The sequence below is a fragment of the Escherichia albertii NBRC 107761 = DSM 17582 genome, assembly GCF_000759775.1.
In the GTDB taxonomy this organism is placed as follows: domain Bacteria; phylum Pseudomonadota; class Gammaproteobacteria; order Enterobacterales; family Enterobacteriaceae; genus Escherichia; species Escherichia albertii.
Genome location: NZ_BBMY01000016.1, coordinates 41,828 through 58,651, shown reverse-complemented (window position 1 = coordinate 58,651; position 16,824 = coordinate 41,828). Strand labels below are relative to the sequence as shown.

Here is a 16,824-nt window from a genome sequence, read left to right as displayed (position 1 = left end):
AGTCTTAACCGGGAATGGCAGGTGGTGACGAGCGAACTGCACGGCGAACAGCCGCAGGCGATACCGGGACGTGGGGGTTCCGGCACCACGCTGAATAACCATTTTGCGGTGATACCGGCAGACCGGACATGGCGACCGCAGCCACAGCCGAAACCGCTGGTGGACGGCCCGCAGAGCGCGGTGGTGACCGGGCCGGCGGGGGAAGAAATCTTCTGTGATGAACATGGCCGCGTGCGGGTGAAATTTAACTGGGACCGTTATAACCCGTCAGACCAGGACAGTTCCTGCTGGATACGGGTGGCGCAGGCGTGGGCTGGCACCGGGTTCGGCAACCTGGCGATACCGCGTGTGGGGTAGGAGGTGATTGTGGACTTCCTCAACGGCGACCCGGACCAGCCGATCATTATGGGGCGCACCTACCATGAAGATAACCGCACTCCCGGTAGCCTGCCGGGCACCAAAACGCAGATGACCATTCGCTAAAAGACCTATATGGGCAGCGGGTTCAACGAACTGAAGTTTGACGATGCGACAGGGAAAGAACAGGTCTACATCCACGCGCAGAAGAACATGGATACCGAGGTGCTCAATGACCAGACCGTCACGGTACGGCGTGACCGGACAAAAAGTATCACGCGCAATGAAACCAATATGATCGACGGTTATGAACTTACGCGCATAAAAATCAGACAGGACGTGGCGGTCAAAGGCCCGGTCACATTCATCTCCGGGGATAACCGGACAGAGCAGGCAACGGGTATCTATCTTATTGGCGCCGGAGACTGCATTCGCCTGGAATGCGGACTGAGCGCCCTGGAACTGTTTGCCAGCGGGGCGATTCGTCTTGCCGGAGAGACATTCAATATTGCGGCCAGAGGCGATAGCGTGATCACAACTCAGGGAAAACTGGGCCTGAATCCTTCTTCACCGGGCGAACCGGCCACTCCGCCGGGCAAGGATTACAAAAAGGAACTCACCACGCTGGTGAGTCAACTGTTTCCCGAAAAGGATAAATCATCATGAAAACCTACCCTTTGCCCGAAGCCTCCCTGCCGTTTCCCGGAGAGGGCTGGCTGGATAACAGCATGAATGTTTTCCGCCACTCCGTCACGCAGGCTTCCGTTATTGTGACCCGTGGAAAATGCGCGCAGAACCGGAGCCTGGATGACGAGCTGGATGCGCAGTGGCAGCAGCTACTGTCCATGACAGAGCAGTTTGATATGGGGCCACGTAAACCTGTTTCGCTACCAGGATGCCCGGACGTTGCGGCGCGTGAAACCTGCTGCTCTTTTACCCGAGCCGGAGTGACATATCACCAGTGGCAACTGGCGCTGTTGTTACCGGACAGCCAGTCACTGCTGGTCGCGACGCAGACCACGCTGAATGAGCCGCAGGAGGAGGATTTACGCTACCGCGAAACCCTGAAACAGGGCATCAGATTATCACGCTGATAACAGAGATAACGGAATATGGGCGATAACTTTGCGGCCCGGCAGGGCGATGACATTATCCATACCAGTGTACTGGGGGATGTGGCCACTCTTGTTTTTGAGGGAGTGTTTTTTGCTGCGACAGGCGCGATTGTGGCGGGAACGGCGATAATGGCTGCCCCACTACTGACCGCCGCAGGGGCAACAGGCGCTGCGGCTGCTGCGGTCGCCGTGGGAGAAAGTTGTTTTTTTAGCGGCATGATAGCCGGTTTTATGACCGGTGCACTGGGGCTGGCGGATGATATCAGTAAGGGGTGCAGCGAGCTGGCGAATGCGCTGTTTCCCCCGTCTCCGGCAGGCACTATCAGTACCGGCTCAACGAACGTCCTGACCAATGACATTCCGGCTGCTCGGGCAGCCGGTCAGTTAGTGGCCGATACCGGAAAGGCTGGCCTGACGGAGAAGCCAGAGGAGGAAGAACACTCTTTTCGTGATTATGCGTCCATGCTGCTGAACAGCGGTACGACCTTTTTTTCCCAGCTATGGGATCCCACCGTGGACGGGCCTTCCGGGCAGGTAAAACCTTCCGGGGTGGATAAAGTTGACTGTAAAAAACATGATCCAGTGCAGTACCTGGCGGAAGGTTCTTCCAGCGTGTCGGTCAATGACTTACCGGCAGTCAGGGCGCAGGATCGTACCACCTGCGGAGCCACGGTCAGTACAGACGTTTCCCCCAATGTGGTGATTGGCGGTGAGTCAGTTGTGGTGCGTCCGATAAAAAGCGGCAAACTCCCCGGACTGGAAATCATGTATATGGCCGCTTCCCTGTTAATGGGGAAATCGCAAAAAATGCTGAAAGCCCTGCCCTGTATGCTGGCGATGGCTGGGGGAGGGATGATAGCCAGCCGCATGGGCGAAGCATCCAGGGCGACGTTTTTTCCGGTTCATGCCGCCACAGGCGCGAAGGTGCTTTCCGGCGAAGAGGACATAGATTTTACCCTTCCAGCCCGTTTTCCACTGGTCTGGCAGCGGATCTACAACAGCCGTAACCCGCATGAAGGCATGTTTGGTCATGGCTGGCGCACGGAGTTTGAAACCTTTGTCACCACTGAAAATGAGCTCTGTTGTTTTCATGACGTGGGGGGACGGGAACTGCGTTTCGATACGCCTGTGCCGGGTATACAGCAATATTATGCCGATGAGGGGCTGATTATTGCCCGTGGCGACCATTGTGTGGCTGCAGTGGCCTCTTTGGGAAACTCCGCTGCAATGAGAGGCAAAGAACTGGCAGTAAATAATCCCGTGACTAGCAGACTTTTAACGATATGATTAAGCTGCATCTTAAGCGTCTCCAGAATGGATTTTATCAGGTAGATTATGACGAGTGAGAAATATTAGTGAGGGCAAGAATAACTATAACGGGCGTTAACAAATCAGCAAGCGAGTTACTGGAGATTTTTCTTAAGGATACTTTGCGAACAAAACATATTCTGTCAGCTAAAAGTATAATTGAATCTCTATTTTCAACCCGTAGTACAAAAAAGCAAAAAAACAAGTTATACACTATTATTGAAAAAAATCGCATTAGCTGACGCATGATGTCTGTAATGTGTGTTAATTTTTCTGATATCTTTCAAAAGGAGCACAACCATGCCGCATATTGATATCAAATGTTTCCCGCGTGAACTGAATGATCAACAAAAAGCCGAATTAGCAGCAGAAATCACTGACGTCATTATTCGTCATCTGAACAGTAAAGAGAGTTCCATCAGCATTGCACTACAGCAAATCCCCCCCGGAATTGTGGAAGTCTGTCTGGGATGCAGAAATTGTTCCCAGAATGGAAACATTAATTAAGAAACCTGGCTACAGCATGTAACGCGTTAACCCGCCGTGACGCGTTTGCCGCTGGTGGCAAACGTGCCTGCGCCTAAATGGTGCAGGGTATTACATTTATCGTCATCAAACTGCCAGCGGCCTTCGACAAATACTCTTGCATCTGCGGCCGCAGACACTACTTCACCAAATAACGTGTCGTACCGCTCTGCTGCGGAAGTCGCAGGAAGCAGACGACACTCCATCCACGCCAGACATTTCTCTTCAACCAGCGGCAAACTTAGTACCGGACCTTTCACCACTGGAATGCCGTAGCAGTTGAATTTATCTTCCTCACGCCCTGAAATGCTGCCCACCGCCCACGTCCAGTTAGTTGCCGCAACGCCAGGGATCACGATGCCAAACTTACCGCTGTGCTCAATCAACTCTCTGGTCCAGGTCGATTTATCTACCACGATCGCCACGCGTGGTGGTTCGAATTCCACAGGCATCGACCAGGCTGCTGCCATAATGTTGCGTCGTTGGGATTGATCATCAAAACTAGTGATCAAAACAGTAGGGCCGTGGTTTAACAGACGACTGGCATGATGCAACTCAACGGGGATAAATCGGTTCACGGTATGACCTCACGATGAAGGGGAGTTTTAAAAGCGTAGCTCGTAACGCAATAAGCGACGAAATTAACGGGACTGGCGATTTGTGAATGTGATGGATGTCCGCGAACGCACAAAATGGCCAGTGCCGGAATTAATCCAGGTTATAAGTTGAGAACACAACTGACAGGAACGCCTTATGACGTCTATTCTGAATCACTATTTTGCCCGCATAAACTGGTCGGGAGCAGCAGCGGCCAATATCGACACGCTGCGTGCATTACACCTTAAACATAATTGCGCCATTCCATTTGAAAACCTCGACGTTTTGCTGCCAAGAGAAATGCATCTTGATGATCAATCACTGGAAGAGAAACTGGTGACTGCCCGGCGCGGCGGTTACTGTTTTGAGCAGAATGGCGTTTTTGAACGTGTTTTGCGCGAGTTGGGATTCAATGTTCGCAGTCTTTTAGGTCGTGTAGTGTTATCGAACCCCGCAACGCTCCCTCCGCGTACGCATCGCTTGCTGTTGGTGGAACTGGAAGGTGAACACTGGATTGCTGATGTGGGGTTTGGTGGTCAGACGCTGACTGCGCCGATCCGTTTAGTGCCGGATATCGCGCAAACTACACCGCACGGAGAATACCGTCTGTTGCAAGAGGGCAGCGACTGGGTTTTGCAGTTTAATCATCATCAGCACTGGCAGTCGATGTATCGTTTTGACCTCTGCGTACAGCAGCAGAGTGATTATGTGATGAGTAATTTCTGGTCGGCGCACTGGCCGCAATCGCATTTTCGCCATCATCTGCTGATGTGCCGTCATTTACCGGAGGGGGGAAAACTGACTTTGACCAATTTCCATTTTACCCATTATGAAAATGGATACGCGATAGAGCAACGGAACCTGCCGGATGTGGCGTCGTTATATACCGTTATGCAGGAGGAGTTTGGCCTGGGCGTGGATGATGCAAAGCATGGATTTACCGAAGATGAACTGGCGCGGGTGATGGCAGCGTTTGATACACATCCTGAAGCGGGGAAATAGTTTTTGCCAGAGTGCCGGATGCGGCGTAAACGCCTTATCCGGCCTACAGTAGCCCGGTTGTAGGCCTGATAAGCGAAACGCATCAGGCAACAGTATCAAAAATCAATGGCCCATTCGGCATGAAATAAAATCACCGCTGTGCCGGAAATGGTTACTTTCTCCGGCTGGTTATCCCGAATCGTCACCGTCACATCAATCACGCCATCACGTCCCAATGCGCGCCCCTGATGCCCCTTAACGCGTAATACGTTTCCATCGTGGGGCAATACGTTGTGATGTACCAGCCAGGCGCCCATTGGGCCATTAGCATTACCTGTCACCGGATCTTCCACTATGCCAATGGCAGGCGAGAACATACGACCATCGGTTTCATTTTTACCCGGGCGGAGCTGGAAGGGGAAGAAGCCATTGCAGCCAATCTGTTTGCTGATGGCGGTCAGCGCAGCAAGGTCAGGCGACAGGGCATCGATATCCACTTTCGATTTCAGCGGGATCAACACTTTTGAATGCCCGGTCGTGGCTACCTGGATCGGCAAACCGGGCAAAATATCGTCTTCGGTAAGATGCAACGCGTTAATAATCGCTGCGCGTGTTTCACCTTCCAGCGGCGGTTCAAAACCCGGCGTGCCTTGCTCCAGTGAAATGCGATAATCATCGTTTTGCTTTTCGACAATCACACGGTGTTTTCCTGCCAGCGACGTTTGCCAGACCGTACAATTTCCCAAACCTAATACTTGTGAACGTACATAGTGCGCTGCCACCGTCGCGTGACCGCAAATCGGTACTTCGACGGTTGGCGTAAAGTAGCGAATGCGAACATCACTGTCGTCGCTGTGTAGCAGAAAAGCCGTTTCGGAATGGCCTAACTCGCGAGCGATAAGCTGCATTTGCGCTTCGCTAAGATTATCGGCGGGGAAAACAACACCGGCAGAATTGCCGCGAAACGGTTGGGAGGTGAAAGCATCGACGTGGTAAACCTGTGGTTTCATTAACGTTCTCCTGTGGCTGGAGAACCATCATAGCTTGCAAGTGGCCGGAGAGCGAAGGGCAATCCGGCCAGGGGAGGAATTACCGCCGTGAGCGCACAATCTGATACCTGCGGGTGAAATATTCAAACGGCGCACTCCACACATGCACCAGGCGGGTGAACGGGAAGAGCAAGAAAATAGTCATCCCCAGCACCAGATGAACACGGAAGATAAAGGCGACACCATCAAGATGCGTGGATGCGCCGCCCTGGAACGTGACGACGCTTTGCGCCCAGCCCACCAGCTTCATCATTTCACTGCCGTCAGGATGCTGTGCTGAAAAGGGAATAGTGGTTAACCCCAGAATGCACTGAATTAACAAGATGATGAGGATTAAAATATCGGCACTGGAAGAGGTGGCTCTGATACGCGGATTCGTTAAACGGCGCACCAGCAACCCCGCGCCTCCAGCCAGCGTTAATACACCGCAAATTCCGCCGAGGATCATCGCCATCTGCTGTTTTACAGCCACGGGCAGAAACCACGCGTACATCCAGTGCGGAGTTAACATACCGAACAGATGACCAAAGAAGATCCCCAGAATACCGATATGAAACAGATTCGACCACAGTACCATCCCGCGTTTATCCAGCATCTGGCTGGAGGCGGCGCGCCAGGTGTACTGCCCGTAGTCGTAGCGCAGCCAGCTACCGAGGATAAAAACCGTGCCACACAGGTACGGGTAGATATTGTAAAAAAAGACGTTCAGATACTGAATCATTTCCCACCTCCCGCACTGATGTCGACGTACTGCGGCGCGACATCCTGGCTAAAACGTCGCTGATATTGATTAAGCGGCGAGCTGTCACACGCCGTGGCATTATCTTCAATGAACTTCACCTGTTCTTCTTCCCACACCGCATCCAGCGCCTGTCGGGTGTCGTCGCGCTCTTCACTGCGAATCTGTTTTGTGACACTGTCACTTGAAAGGGGGCTTCCTGCCAGTTGCAACAGGGCGTCAAATAACGCGTACCACGCAGCACCTCGCTGTTTTAAGCGTCCGCCGAGCAGGGCGAGGATCGGCGCAACGTTGAGTAATCCGTCTTTCGCCTGATCGTCCGGCAGTACGCTTAAATACTCCAGATACAGCGGCAGATAATCAGGTAGCTCCCGACAATCCAGTTGCAGACCGACTTTTTCATACTCTGCCAGCAGATCCACCATCGCCTGACCGCGATCGCGGGACTCGGCGTGAACGTGTTCGAACAGGAGCAGTGACGTGGTGCGCCCACGGTCGAATACTTCACACCATTCGGCCTGTTTATCCAGCAGCGGCGCATTAAGCAGGTCGCAGGTGAAATCGGTGAGCATTGGCGCATCCCGGCGAATCAACGCCAGCGCGTCGTCCTTGCACTCCCACAACAGCTCGTCCGGGTATTCCATCAACAGGCCGATCACTTTGAGGATCTGCATTATTCGCCCTCCGCTTTATTGCGTACTTCGGTGATGTCGATGGCATCAATGCGGCTACTATTGAACAGGTTGAATTTGGTATCGGAGCCGTGACAACCATCGCCAAAGGTAAAGCCGCAGCCGTTGCGTTCTGCAAACGCATCGCCTGCCATTTCACGATGACTGGTTGGAATAACGAAACGGTCTTCGTAGTTGGCGATAGCGAGATAGCGATACATCTCTTCGACCTGGGCGACGCTCAGGCCCACTTCGTCGATGGCGCGGGTATCTGTGACACCTTCCACAGTTTGTGAACGCATGTAGTGGCGCATCGCCATCATTCGCTTCAGCGCCCGCAGTACCGGACCGGTATCACCTGCACTCAACATATTGGCGAGATATTGCACCGGAATACGCAGGCTTTCGATGGCAGGTAACACGCCTTCGCTTTTCGGCAAACCGCCCGCATCGGCGTAAGACTGAATCGGCGACAGCGGCGGTACGTACCAGACCATCGGCAGAGTGCGATATTCAGGGTGCAACGGCAGCGCCAGTTTCCAGTCCATCGCCATTTTGTAGACTGGCGAACGCTGGGCCGCTTCTATCACGTTTTGCGGGATACCTTGTTTCAGGGCCTCTTCGATCACCGAGGGATCGTGCGGATCGAGAAACACGTCGCACTGGCGCTCATAGAGATCAACTTCGTGCTCGGTACTTGCCGCTTCTTCAATGCGGTCGGCGTCGTAGAGCAGCACGCCAAGATAGCGGATGCGACCGACGCAGGTTTCCGAACAAACAGTCGGCTGACCCGACTCAATGCGCGGGTAACAGAAGATACATTTCTCTGACTTACCACTTTTCCAGTTGAAGTAGATTTTTTTGTATGGGCAACCGCTAATGCACAAACGCCAGCCTCGGCATTTGTCCTGGTCGATCAGCACAATGCCATCTTCTTCACGTTTATAGATAGCGCCGCTGGGGCAGGTTGCCACACAGCTTGGGTTGAGACAGTGTTCGCACAGGCGTGGCAGGTACATCATGAAGGTGTTTTCAAATTGACCGTACATCTCCTTTTGCATGGCGTCAAAGTTACGGTCGCGAGCGCGTTTTTCGAACTCGCCGCCCAGCAGTTCTTCCCAGTTTGGCCCCCAGATCACTTTGTCCATCCGTTTGCCGTCAATCAGTGAACGTGGGCGGGCGGTAGGAATATGTTTTCCTTCTGGCGCACTATGCAAATGTTCGTAGTCAAAGGTGAAAGGTTCGTAGTAATCGTCAATCTGCGGCACTACCGGGTTGGCGAAAATTTTGGTTATGACCCCCATTTTGCTGCCCAGACGCGGACGGATCTTGCCGTTGACATCGCGGACCCAGCCGCCTTGCCACTCTTCCTGATCTTCCCAGTTTTTCGGATAACCAATGCCTGGTTTGGTTTCAACGTTGTTAAACCACGCATACTCCATACCTTCACGCCCGGTCCAGACGTTTTTACAGGTCACCGAACAGGTATGACAGCCGATACATTTATCGAGGTTAAGCACCATGCCGACTTGCGAACGTATTTTCATTTTTTCGCCTCCTGTACCTGATCGCGACCTTCATCATCCAGCCAGTTAATATTCTTCATCTTGCGGATCATAATGAATTCGTCGCGGTTCGAGCCGACGGTGCCGTAGTAGTTAAAGCCCCAGGCCAGTTGCGCATAACCACCGATCATATGCGTCGGTTTCGGGCAAACGCGGGTGACGGAGTTATGAATGCCGCCGCGCATTCCGGTCACTTCGGAACCGGGGATATTCATAATGCGTTCCTGGGCGTGATACATCATGGTCATGCCTGGCGGTACACGTTGGCTGACCACCGCACGGGCCGTCAGTGCGCCATTAGCGTTAAACACTTCCACCCAGTCGTTATCAACAATGGACAGTTCACGGGCGTCAGTTTCGCTGATCCAGACAATCGGCCCACCGCGTGACAGCGTCAGCATTAACTGGTTTTCGCTGTAGGTGGAGTGAATACCCCATTTCTGGTGTGGCGTCAGGAAGTTAAGCGCTTTTTCCGGGAAGCCGTTTGGCGGGATTTGACGCATTTCGCTGACGCTGCGAGTGTCGATAGGTGGGCGATAAGCCACCAGGCTTTCACCAAAAGCACGCATCCACGGATGATCCTGATAGAGCTGCTGACGCCCGGACAGTGTGCGCCACGGAATTAACTCGTGAACGTTGGTGTATCCGGCATTGTAGGAGACGTTATCGCTTTCCAGACCGGACCAGGTCGGGCTGGAGATAATTTTACGCGGCTGCGCCTGAATATCGCGAAAACGAATCTTCTCGTCCTCTTTGTGCTGTGCCAGATGGGTATGTTCGCGCCCGGTGATCTCGCCCAGCGCCTGCCACGCTTTTACTGCAACATGACCGTTAGTTTCCGGCGCCAGCTCCAGGATGACTTCTGATGCATCAATGGCGGTGTCAATTAGCGGACGCCCCTGCGCCGGGCCATCACGCTTGGTGTAATTGAGTTTGCCGAGGAAATCGATTTCATCCTGGGTATTCCACGAAATTCCTTTACCGCCGTTGCCGAGTTTGTCCAGCAGCGGCCCCAGAGAGGTGAAGCGTTCATAGGTAGCTGGGTAGTCGCGCTCCACCGTCACAATATTTGGCGCGGTTTTGCCGGGGATGAGTTCGCATTCGCCTTTGCGCCAGTCAAGCACTTCGCACGGCTGAGAAAGTTCCGCCGGAGAGTCATGTAACAATGGCTGCAATACCACGTCAGTTTCTTTACCGAGATGCCCCACGCACACTTGCGAGAAGGCTTTGGCAATGCCTTTATAGATTTCCCAGTCACTGCGTGATTCCCACGCCGGATCGACCGCTGCCGATAACGGATGAATAAACGGATGCATATCCGAAGTATTCATATCGTCCTTTTCGTACCAGGTGGCGGTGGGCAGGACGATATCGGAAAACAGGCAGGTGCTGGACATGCGGAAATCGAGCGTCACCAGCAGATCGAGTTTGCCTTCAATCGCTGCGGTTTGCCATTCCACCTCTTCCGGTTTGATCTCGTCGCTGGCGCCGAGTTCTTTACCCTGAATACCGCTTTCGGTACCCAGCAGATATTTCTGCATATACTCGTGCCCCTTGCCGGAGGATCCAAGCAGGTTTGAGCGCCAGACAAACAGATTGCGCGGATGGTTACTGCCGCTATCCGGTTGTTCGCAGGCCATGCGTAGCTCACCTGATTTCAGCGCCTGAGCGGTAAATTCGGTGGGTGATAATCCGGCCTTGTCGGCTTCGGCTTTCAGGGTAAGCGGGTTACGTCCCAACTGCGGCGAGGAGGGGAGCCAGCCCATGCGTTCAGCACGGACGTTGAAATCAATCAGATGACCGCTATATTGACTGGCATCTGCCAGCGGTGAGAGCAGTTCTCTCGCGGTGACTTTTTCATAACGCCACTGGCTGGAATGATTGTAGAAAAACGAGGTGCTGTTCATCTGGCGTGGCGGACGGTTCCAGTCCAGCGCAAAGGCCAACGGCAGCCAGCCGGTTTGCGGGCGCAGTTTTTCCTGACCGACATAGTGCGCCCAGCCGCCGCCGCTTTGCCCGACACAACCACAGAAGATCAGCATATTGATCATCCCGCGGTAGTTCATATCCATGTGATACCAGTGGTTGACGCCAGCACCGAGGATAATCATCGAGCGCCCATGTGTTTTATGGGCGGTATCGGCAAATTCACGGGCGATAGTTTCAATATACTGCCGCGGCACGCCGGTAATTTGCTCGCCCCAGGCGGGGGTGTAGGCTTTGATTTCAGCGTAATCTTTCGCGCTGTTTTCATCTTCCAGCCCGCGATCGAGGCCATAATTCGCCAGTACCAAATCGTAAACGCTGACCACCGGACAGATGCGTCCATCCGCTAACGTCAGGTTTTTCACCGGAAGCTGGCGCACCAGTATCGGATTGTGTTTTACGCTGCGAAAGTGTGGATTTTCAATGCCGCCAAAATAGGGAAAAGCCACGCCAACAACAGTATCGTGTTGATTCAGGAGGGTTAAAGACAATTCGGTTTCTGCTCCAGCAGCGACAGATTCCAGATTCCATTTGCCTTTTTCGCCCCAGCGGAAACCAATCGAACCGTTAGGCGCCACCAGTTCACCTGCGGTATTAACTGCCACGGTTTTCCACTGCGGATTGTTGCTTTCGCCCAGACTATCAATCAGGTCGGAGGCACGCATCATCCGTCCCGGAACATAGCTGCCATCTTCACGCGCCTCCAGCATTACCAGCATCGGCATATCACTGTAGCGGCGGCAGTAGTTGAGGAAGTAATCACAGGGATTATCGAGATGAAACTCTTTTAAGATTACATGCCCCATTGCCATCGCCAGCGCGCTATCGGTGCCTTGTTTCAGCGCCAGCCACTGATCACACAGTTTCGCCACTTCGGAGTAGTCAGGGGTAATAGCGATAGTTTTGGTGCCTTTGTAGCGCACTTCAGTGAAGAAGTGGGCGTCCGGCGTGCGCGTTTGCGGTACGTTAGAACCCCAGGCAATGATGTAGCTGGAGTTATACCAGTCGGCGGATTCCGGGACGTCGGTTTGCTCGCCCCAGGTCATCGGTGAGGCGGGCGGCAGGTCACAATACCAGTCGTAGAAACTTAAACAGGTGCCGCCAAGCAGTGACAAATAACGAGTTCCGGCGGCGTAAGAAACCATCGACATTGCCGGAATTGGCGAGAATCCGGCAACGCGATCCGGGCCATAGGTTTTTATGGTCCAGACGTTGGCGGCGGCAATCAGTTGATTCAGTTCCTGCCAGTTGGAGCGGATAAACCCACCGCGCCCTCGTACCTGCTTATAGCTTAAACACTTTTGCGGGTCATTCATGATCGATTCCCACGCCAGCACCGGATCGCTGTGCTGTTTGAGCGCTTCACGCCATAGTTCGATTAGACGCTTACGAATTAGTGGGTATTTCAGGCGGTTGGCGCTGTAGAGATACCAGGAGTAACTTGCGCCGCGAGGGCAGCCGCGAGGTTCATGGTTGGGCAGGTCAGGACGGGTACGCGGATAATCAGTTTGTTGAATTTCCCAGGTCACCAGGCCGTTTTTGACGTAGATCTTCCAGCTACAGGAGCCTGTACAGTTAACGCCGTGGGTGGAACGCACAATTTTGTCGAACTGCCAGCGCTGGCGATAGCTGTCTTCCCAGTCGCGATTGCTATGCATCACCTGTCCGTGACCATCGGCAAAGGTTTCGCCCTTTTGTTTGAAGTAGCGAAAGCGATCCAAAAGTTTACTCATGACATGACTCCTGCTCCAGGAATGATTTGGGATCTGATGCCTTGTCGGATGCGGCGTTAATGCCTTATCCGACCTACGGAGGCGACACCGTTGTTGGTTTGATAAGTCGCATCAGGCATCGATCTCTTATTTTTGGCTAAACTTCCGCCGACCATAAACCAGCCAGGTCAGCAGCACACAAATGATGTAAAAGATTAAAAATACTTTCATCGCGCCTACCGGCGAGCCGGTCATATTCAGCGACATACCGAATGCCTGTGGAATAAAGAAACCGCCAACCGCGCCAATCGCTGAGATAAACCCCAGTGCAGCCGCCGTTTCAGTGACCGCTTCCCGCTGGGCTTGCTCATCGCTACCGCCTTTCATCTTCACCCGATAGATTGTTATCTGGCGAAAGATGACGGCAATCATCTGGAAGGTGGAGCCACTACCCAGACCCGCCGTCAGGAACAGTCCCATAAACACGGCGTAAAACGCGATGAAATTTCCTGAGCCAGTACCCGGTAGCGTCAGGAACAGCAGGGCGCTGAAAACAGCCATAAAAATAAAGTTGATGAGCGTGACACGAACGCCACCAAACTTATCGGAGATCATTCCGCCGACCGAGCGTGCCAGAGCGCCGAGCAATGGGCCAAAGAACGCCAGTTGCAGAATGTTTACATCTGGAAACTGGGTTTTTGCCAGCATGGCAAACCCGGCAGAAAAACCGATAAATGAACCGAAAGTGGCGAGGTAGAGCAGACTAAGCAACCACAAATGGAGACGCTGTAAAACGGGTAACTGGTCGGTAATTGACGCACGTGAACTGGCGATATCATTCATCCCTAACCAGGCAGCGAATGTGGCAATTGCCAGCAGCGGCACCCAAATCCATGCCGCGTTCGCCAGCGACATTACGGAACCATCGGCCTGCGGTACGCCATTGACGCCAAGAAAAGCAAATACCGGAACAAAAATCACCAGCGGTGCAACCAGTTGCATCACGCTGACGCCTAAATTTCCCAGCCCGCCATTAATCCCTAATGCACTGCCTTGTTTGGCTTTCGGGAAGAAAAAACTGATATTCCCCATGCTTGAAGCAAAGTTCGCTCCGGCAAAACCACACAGTAAGGCAATAACAATAAATACGCCAAAAGGCGTATTGGTATTTTGTACAGCGAAACCCAGCCAGACACAGGGAATAATCAGTATAGCGGTACTGAAAACTGTCCAGCGACGCCCGCCAAATATCGGGACCATAAAAGAGTAGGGAACACGTAATAATGCGCCAGAAACGGAGGGTAATGCCGTTAATAAAAAAAGCTGATCGGTCGTGAAATTAAAACCTATTTTGTTGAGATTAACGGTAACTGCGCTAAATAGCATCCAGACACAGAAGGCAAGAAGTAAGCAACTGACTGATATCCAGAGATTTCTTCGTGCTATGTGCTTTCCTTTATTTTCCCAGAAAGCCGGGGTTTCTGGCTTCCAGTCGCGCAAGAGATAACGATTATTTTTCTCATTTTGCAGTGCCATATTGTTCCTCACATGTACACATTGTTAATGAAAAAAAGACAAAGTAAGACAGGATGTTGGGCACAATGACCCGTTATTAGAATTAAGGATGAATAGAATGAAGTGCTGATTGAAAGAATAGATAAGAAAGCGCAACCGTGCGGCGAGAAAGCGAATTATCTGAATGGAGATGTGTTACCAGATGTAACAAAAAGGACGAATTAAGGGCTATATACTGCGGTTTTGTTATGTCTATTGTAATGAAATGCGTTATTGCGACCTCAACCAATTTTATACAAACTGATTGAGGTCTCCTGATAAAAATCAGAATTGATAAGTAATGCCGGTGGCAACAATATTATCAGTGTGAATATCGACTGCGCGGGTAAAATCGCTTTCATCAATCAGGTTGATTTTGTAATCAACGTAGGTTGACATATTTTTGTTGAAGTAATATGTCGCACCGACATCAATGTACTCAATCAGATCCTGATCGCCGTAATGGCCAAGTTCTTTCCCTTTCGATTTCAGATAAGCGAGGGACGGGCGCAGACCAAAATCGAACTGATATTGAGCCACAATTTCAAAACTTTGCGCTTTATTGGAAATATAGCTATCACCGTAGGTAGTCATATTCAACGTTTCGGCATAGTTGGCTGCTAAATAGAGGTTGTTGGCATCATATTTTAAGCCGGTTGCCCACAATTCAGCATTTTTACCCGAAGCATTGAGCGGGTTGACAGCAGCCCTTTCTTGCGCGTCAGTACGATCGGATTTGGTATAAACAGCCCCAATTCCAAATCCATCATAAACATAGGTTGAGGAAATACCAAAACCGTCGCCGTTGGCTCTGGTGTAGTCCGCACCGTAGAGATGTCCGCCGTCAGTACGCTCATTTTTACCTTGATATTGTGCGGCAAAATTCAGCCCTTCAATCAAGCCAAAGAAGTCGTAGTTGCGATAAGTCGCTACACCAGTCGTGCGGTAGGTCATAAAGGCATCTTTCTGGCTCCATGTGTCGCCGCCGAACTCCGGTAACACATCAGTCCATGCGCCAATGTCGTAGCCCACGCCATAGTTACGGCCATAGTCCAGCGAACCAAACTGTTCAATATTTAAGCCTGCATAGGCCAGGCGCGTTTTATTCCCGCGCGAGCCGTTGGCCTCATCATTGTAACCTTTAAAATCATATTCCCAGTGACCAAAACCGGTCATCTGGTTGTTGATCTGGGTTTCACCTTTAAAGCCGAGGCGGGCATACGTTTTATCACCATCATCACGTTTATCATCAGTAAAATAACGGAGAGCGGTAACTTTTCCATAAAGGTCCAGTTTATTACCATCTTTATTATAAACTTCTGCGGCATGAGCGGTGCTTCCTGCTAACAAACCAGTCACAACCACTGCAACTATATTTATTTTCATTTAATGGAATCCTTTTAATTATCCTTGAACATCGTTTTTAAACGAATGGTAAACAATGCCATTTGCAAATGACATGTCGTTTTAAAATAGAATGGTGATTAAAGACAATCGGAAAAATAGATGAAACAATATTAATTGTTGATATGTGATCGGGGTCGAAAGAGTGTATCAGGTTAAATACTTATATATCGAAATATTATGTCTAAAATAACAGGATAATTGCCGGGCTGTTGTTTAGTCCGGCAATTATTCCTACTTGTGGCGGGTCGCCAGCCAGCAGAGCAGGGAGCCGCCACAGACCATCAGTGCGCCTTGCCAGAATGAAAATGATAGCGGTGCGTTGAGCAGGATGGCGGCAAGCGCTGATGATAATACGGGGGTAAAATATGAACCAACCGCCATTATGGTGACGTTACCATGCAATATACCGATATTCCACGCCGCGTAAGCAAATCCTAAGGTTAATGCCGCAGAGATGAGTTTAATAATGACCAGCGTACTAAATAACATCTCCGGTTGTGGCGTTACAAAATAGTAAATCCACAGACTTATTCCCGTCAGCAGAACAAAAATAGTAATGCCGTTAAATCCGCAGGCATATTTATTCGTTACCGTGCAATAAGCTGCCCAGATAAAGGCGCCAATAAACGCCAGGAAATAACTTAATGGGCTGGTGGTGATATTATTGATGATTTCATCATATTTCAGACCATTTTCACCGCCTAATACCCAACAAACACCTGCAAGGGCCAATAATAATCCTGGAATAATCAACCAGTTCGTTTTCTGGTTATTAAACAAAATGGCGAAAAGTATCGTCAGGCTGGGCCATAAATAGTTCACCATGCCGACTTCAATAGCCTGATGGCGGCTGGCAGCGTACCCCAAAGAAAGCGCGAGGCAGATTTCATAGCTGACAAACAATATGCTGCCAGCAAGTAAATACCCTTTGGGGATCTGCCGGATGCGCGGAAATCCAACGGTGAATATTAATAGTAGCCCGCTTAATGAATAGATCGCCGCCGCACCGCCTACCGGACCGAGCCCTTCACTAACGCCACGGATTAAGCCGACCATCGTGCTCCACAGGACGATCGCAATCAGACCAATGAGCGTTGCTTTTTGTTTTGTCATGCTCGCCGTTTAATCTCTCTTGCCGTTAAAAATTAAGCAGGAATTTATAGCATTTTTTTAACCGGCCTGTCAGGCAGTGGTGCATATTTCTACCGCCATTGAGGTAAGTCAATTTGCAAAGACGAACTATTTTGTGGCAAACAGG

12 protein-coding genes and 2 pseudogenes are annotated in these 16,824 nt (G+C 51.4%); 5 read left to right on the top strand and 9 right to left on the bottom strand.

What is annotated here, in order from left to right; genetic code table 11:
* From tssI to pptA, 4 genes and pseudogenes are all read left to right on the top strand, one after another.
* Positions 1 to 1,023: pseudogene (gene tssI, locus EA14781_RS25620) on the top strand (type VI secretion system tip protein TssI/VgrG); the annotation flags it as partial.
* The gene (locus EA14781_RS04900) at positions 1,020 to 1,451 is read left to right on the top strand and encodes a DcrB-related protein (protein ID WP_000860985.1); all 432 of its coding nucleotides are present in this window, start codon (positions 1,020 to 1,022) and stop codon (positions 1,449 to 1,451) included. The pseudogene tssI and the gene EA14781_RS04900, both read left to right, overlap by 4 nt.
* Positions 1,452 to 1,469: 18 nt before the next feature.
* Positions 1,470 to 2,759, top strand: a complete 1,290-nt coding sequence (locus EA14781_RS24640) for a DUF6531 domain-containing protein (RefSeq protein WP_000502708.1) — start codon at positions 1,470 to 1,472, stop codon at positions 2,757 to 2,759.
* Between the two features lie 321 nt (positions 2,760 to 3,080).
* Positions 3,081 to 3,309, top strand: a pseudogene (pptA, locus tag EA14781_RS04890) (tautomerase PptA).
* A gap of 4 nt (positions 3,310 to 3,313) precedes the next feature.
* Here the strand turns inward: pptA and EA14781_RS04885 are convergent.
* Positions 3,314 to 3,883 (bottom strand): flavin reductase family protein, encoded by a 570-nt coding sequence (locus EA14781_RS04885; RefSeq protein WP_002462159.1) that lies wholly within the window; start codon positions 3,881 to 3,883, stop codon positions 3,314 to 3,316.
* Between the two features lie 175 nt (positions 3,884 to 4,058).
* Between EA14781_RS04885 and nhoA the strand changes: the two genes are divergently transcribed.
* On the top strand, positions 4,059 to 4,904 hold the full coding sequence (gene nhoA / locus EA14781_RS04880) for an N-hydroxyarylamine O-acetyltransferase (RefSeq protein WP_000200749.1): 846 nt from the start codon (positions 4,059 to 4,061) through the stop codon (positions 4,902 to 4,904).
* Positions 4,905 to 4,999: 95 nt separating this feature from the next.
* Here the strand turns inward: nhoA and EA14781_RS04875 are convergent, their stop codons facing one another.
* The 8 genes from EA14781_RS04875 to yddG all read right to left on the bottom strand — a co-directional run bounded on the left by EA14781_RS04875 (position 5,000) and on the right by yddG (position 16,679).
* A complete protein-coding gene (locus tag EA14781_RS04875; RefSeq protein ID WP_000804433.1) occupies positions 5,000 to 5,893 on the bottom strand; it encodes a PhzF family isomerase in 894 nt (297 codons plus the stop codon).
* 79 nt (positions 5,894 to 5,972) lie between these two features.
* Positions 5,973 to 6,653, bottom strand: coding sequence for a respiratory nitrate reductase subunit gamma (narI, locus tag EA14781_RS04870; RefSeq protein ID WP_000617144.1), 681 nt, complete (start codon positions 6,651 to 6,653; stop codon positions 5,973 to 5,975).
* Positions 6,650 to 7,345 (bottom strand): nitrate reductase molybdenum cofactor assembly chaperone, encoded by a 696-nt coding sequence (gene narW / locus EA14781_RS04865; protein WP_001166336.1) that lies wholly within the window; start codon positions 7,343 to 7,345, stop codon positions 6,650 to 6,652. Before narW ends, narI begins: the two co-directional genes overlap by 4 nt.
* Positions 7,345 to 8,889 carry a nitrate reductase subunit beta gene (gene narH / locus EA14781_RS04860; protein WP_000702544.1) on the bottom strand — a complete coding sequence of 515 codons (1,545 nt, stop codon included), beginning with the start codon at positions 8,887 to 8,889 and terminating at the stop codon, positions 7,345 to 7,347. The genes narW and narH overlap by 1 nt, the downstream gene beginning before the upstream one ends.
* Entirely contained in the window at positions 8,886 to 12,626 is a 3,741-nt protein-coding gene (gene narZ / locus EA14781_RS04855) for a nitrate reductase Z subunit alpha (protein ID WP_000040483.1), read from the bottom strand. The genes narH and narZ overlap by 4 nt, the downstream gene beginning before the upstream one ends.
* Before the next feature lie 126 nt (positions 12,627 to 12,752).
* Positions 12,753 to 14,141, bottom strand: coding sequence for a nitrate/nitrite transporter NarU (gene narU, locus EA14781_RS04850; protein WP_001207884.1), 1,389 nt, complete (start codon positions 14,139 to 14,141; stop codon positions 12,753 to 12,755).
* 303 nt (positions 14,142 to 14,444) lie between these two features.
* Entirely contained in the window at positions 14,445 to 15,545 is a 1,101-nt protein-coding gene (gene ompC, locus EA14781_RS04845; protein ID WP_000700185.1) for a porin OmpC, read from the bottom strand.
* 252 nt (positions 15,546 to 15,797) lie between these two features.
* Positions 15,798 to 16,679 carry an aromatic amino acid efflux DMT transporter YddG gene (gene yddG / locus EA14781_RS04840; protein WP_000166097.1) on the bottom strand — a complete coding sequence of 294 codons (882 nt, stop codon included), beginning with the start codon at positions 16,677 to 16,679 and terminating at the stop codon, positions 15,798 to 15,800.
* Between the last annotated feature and the right edge of the window lie 145 nt (positions 16,680 to 16,824).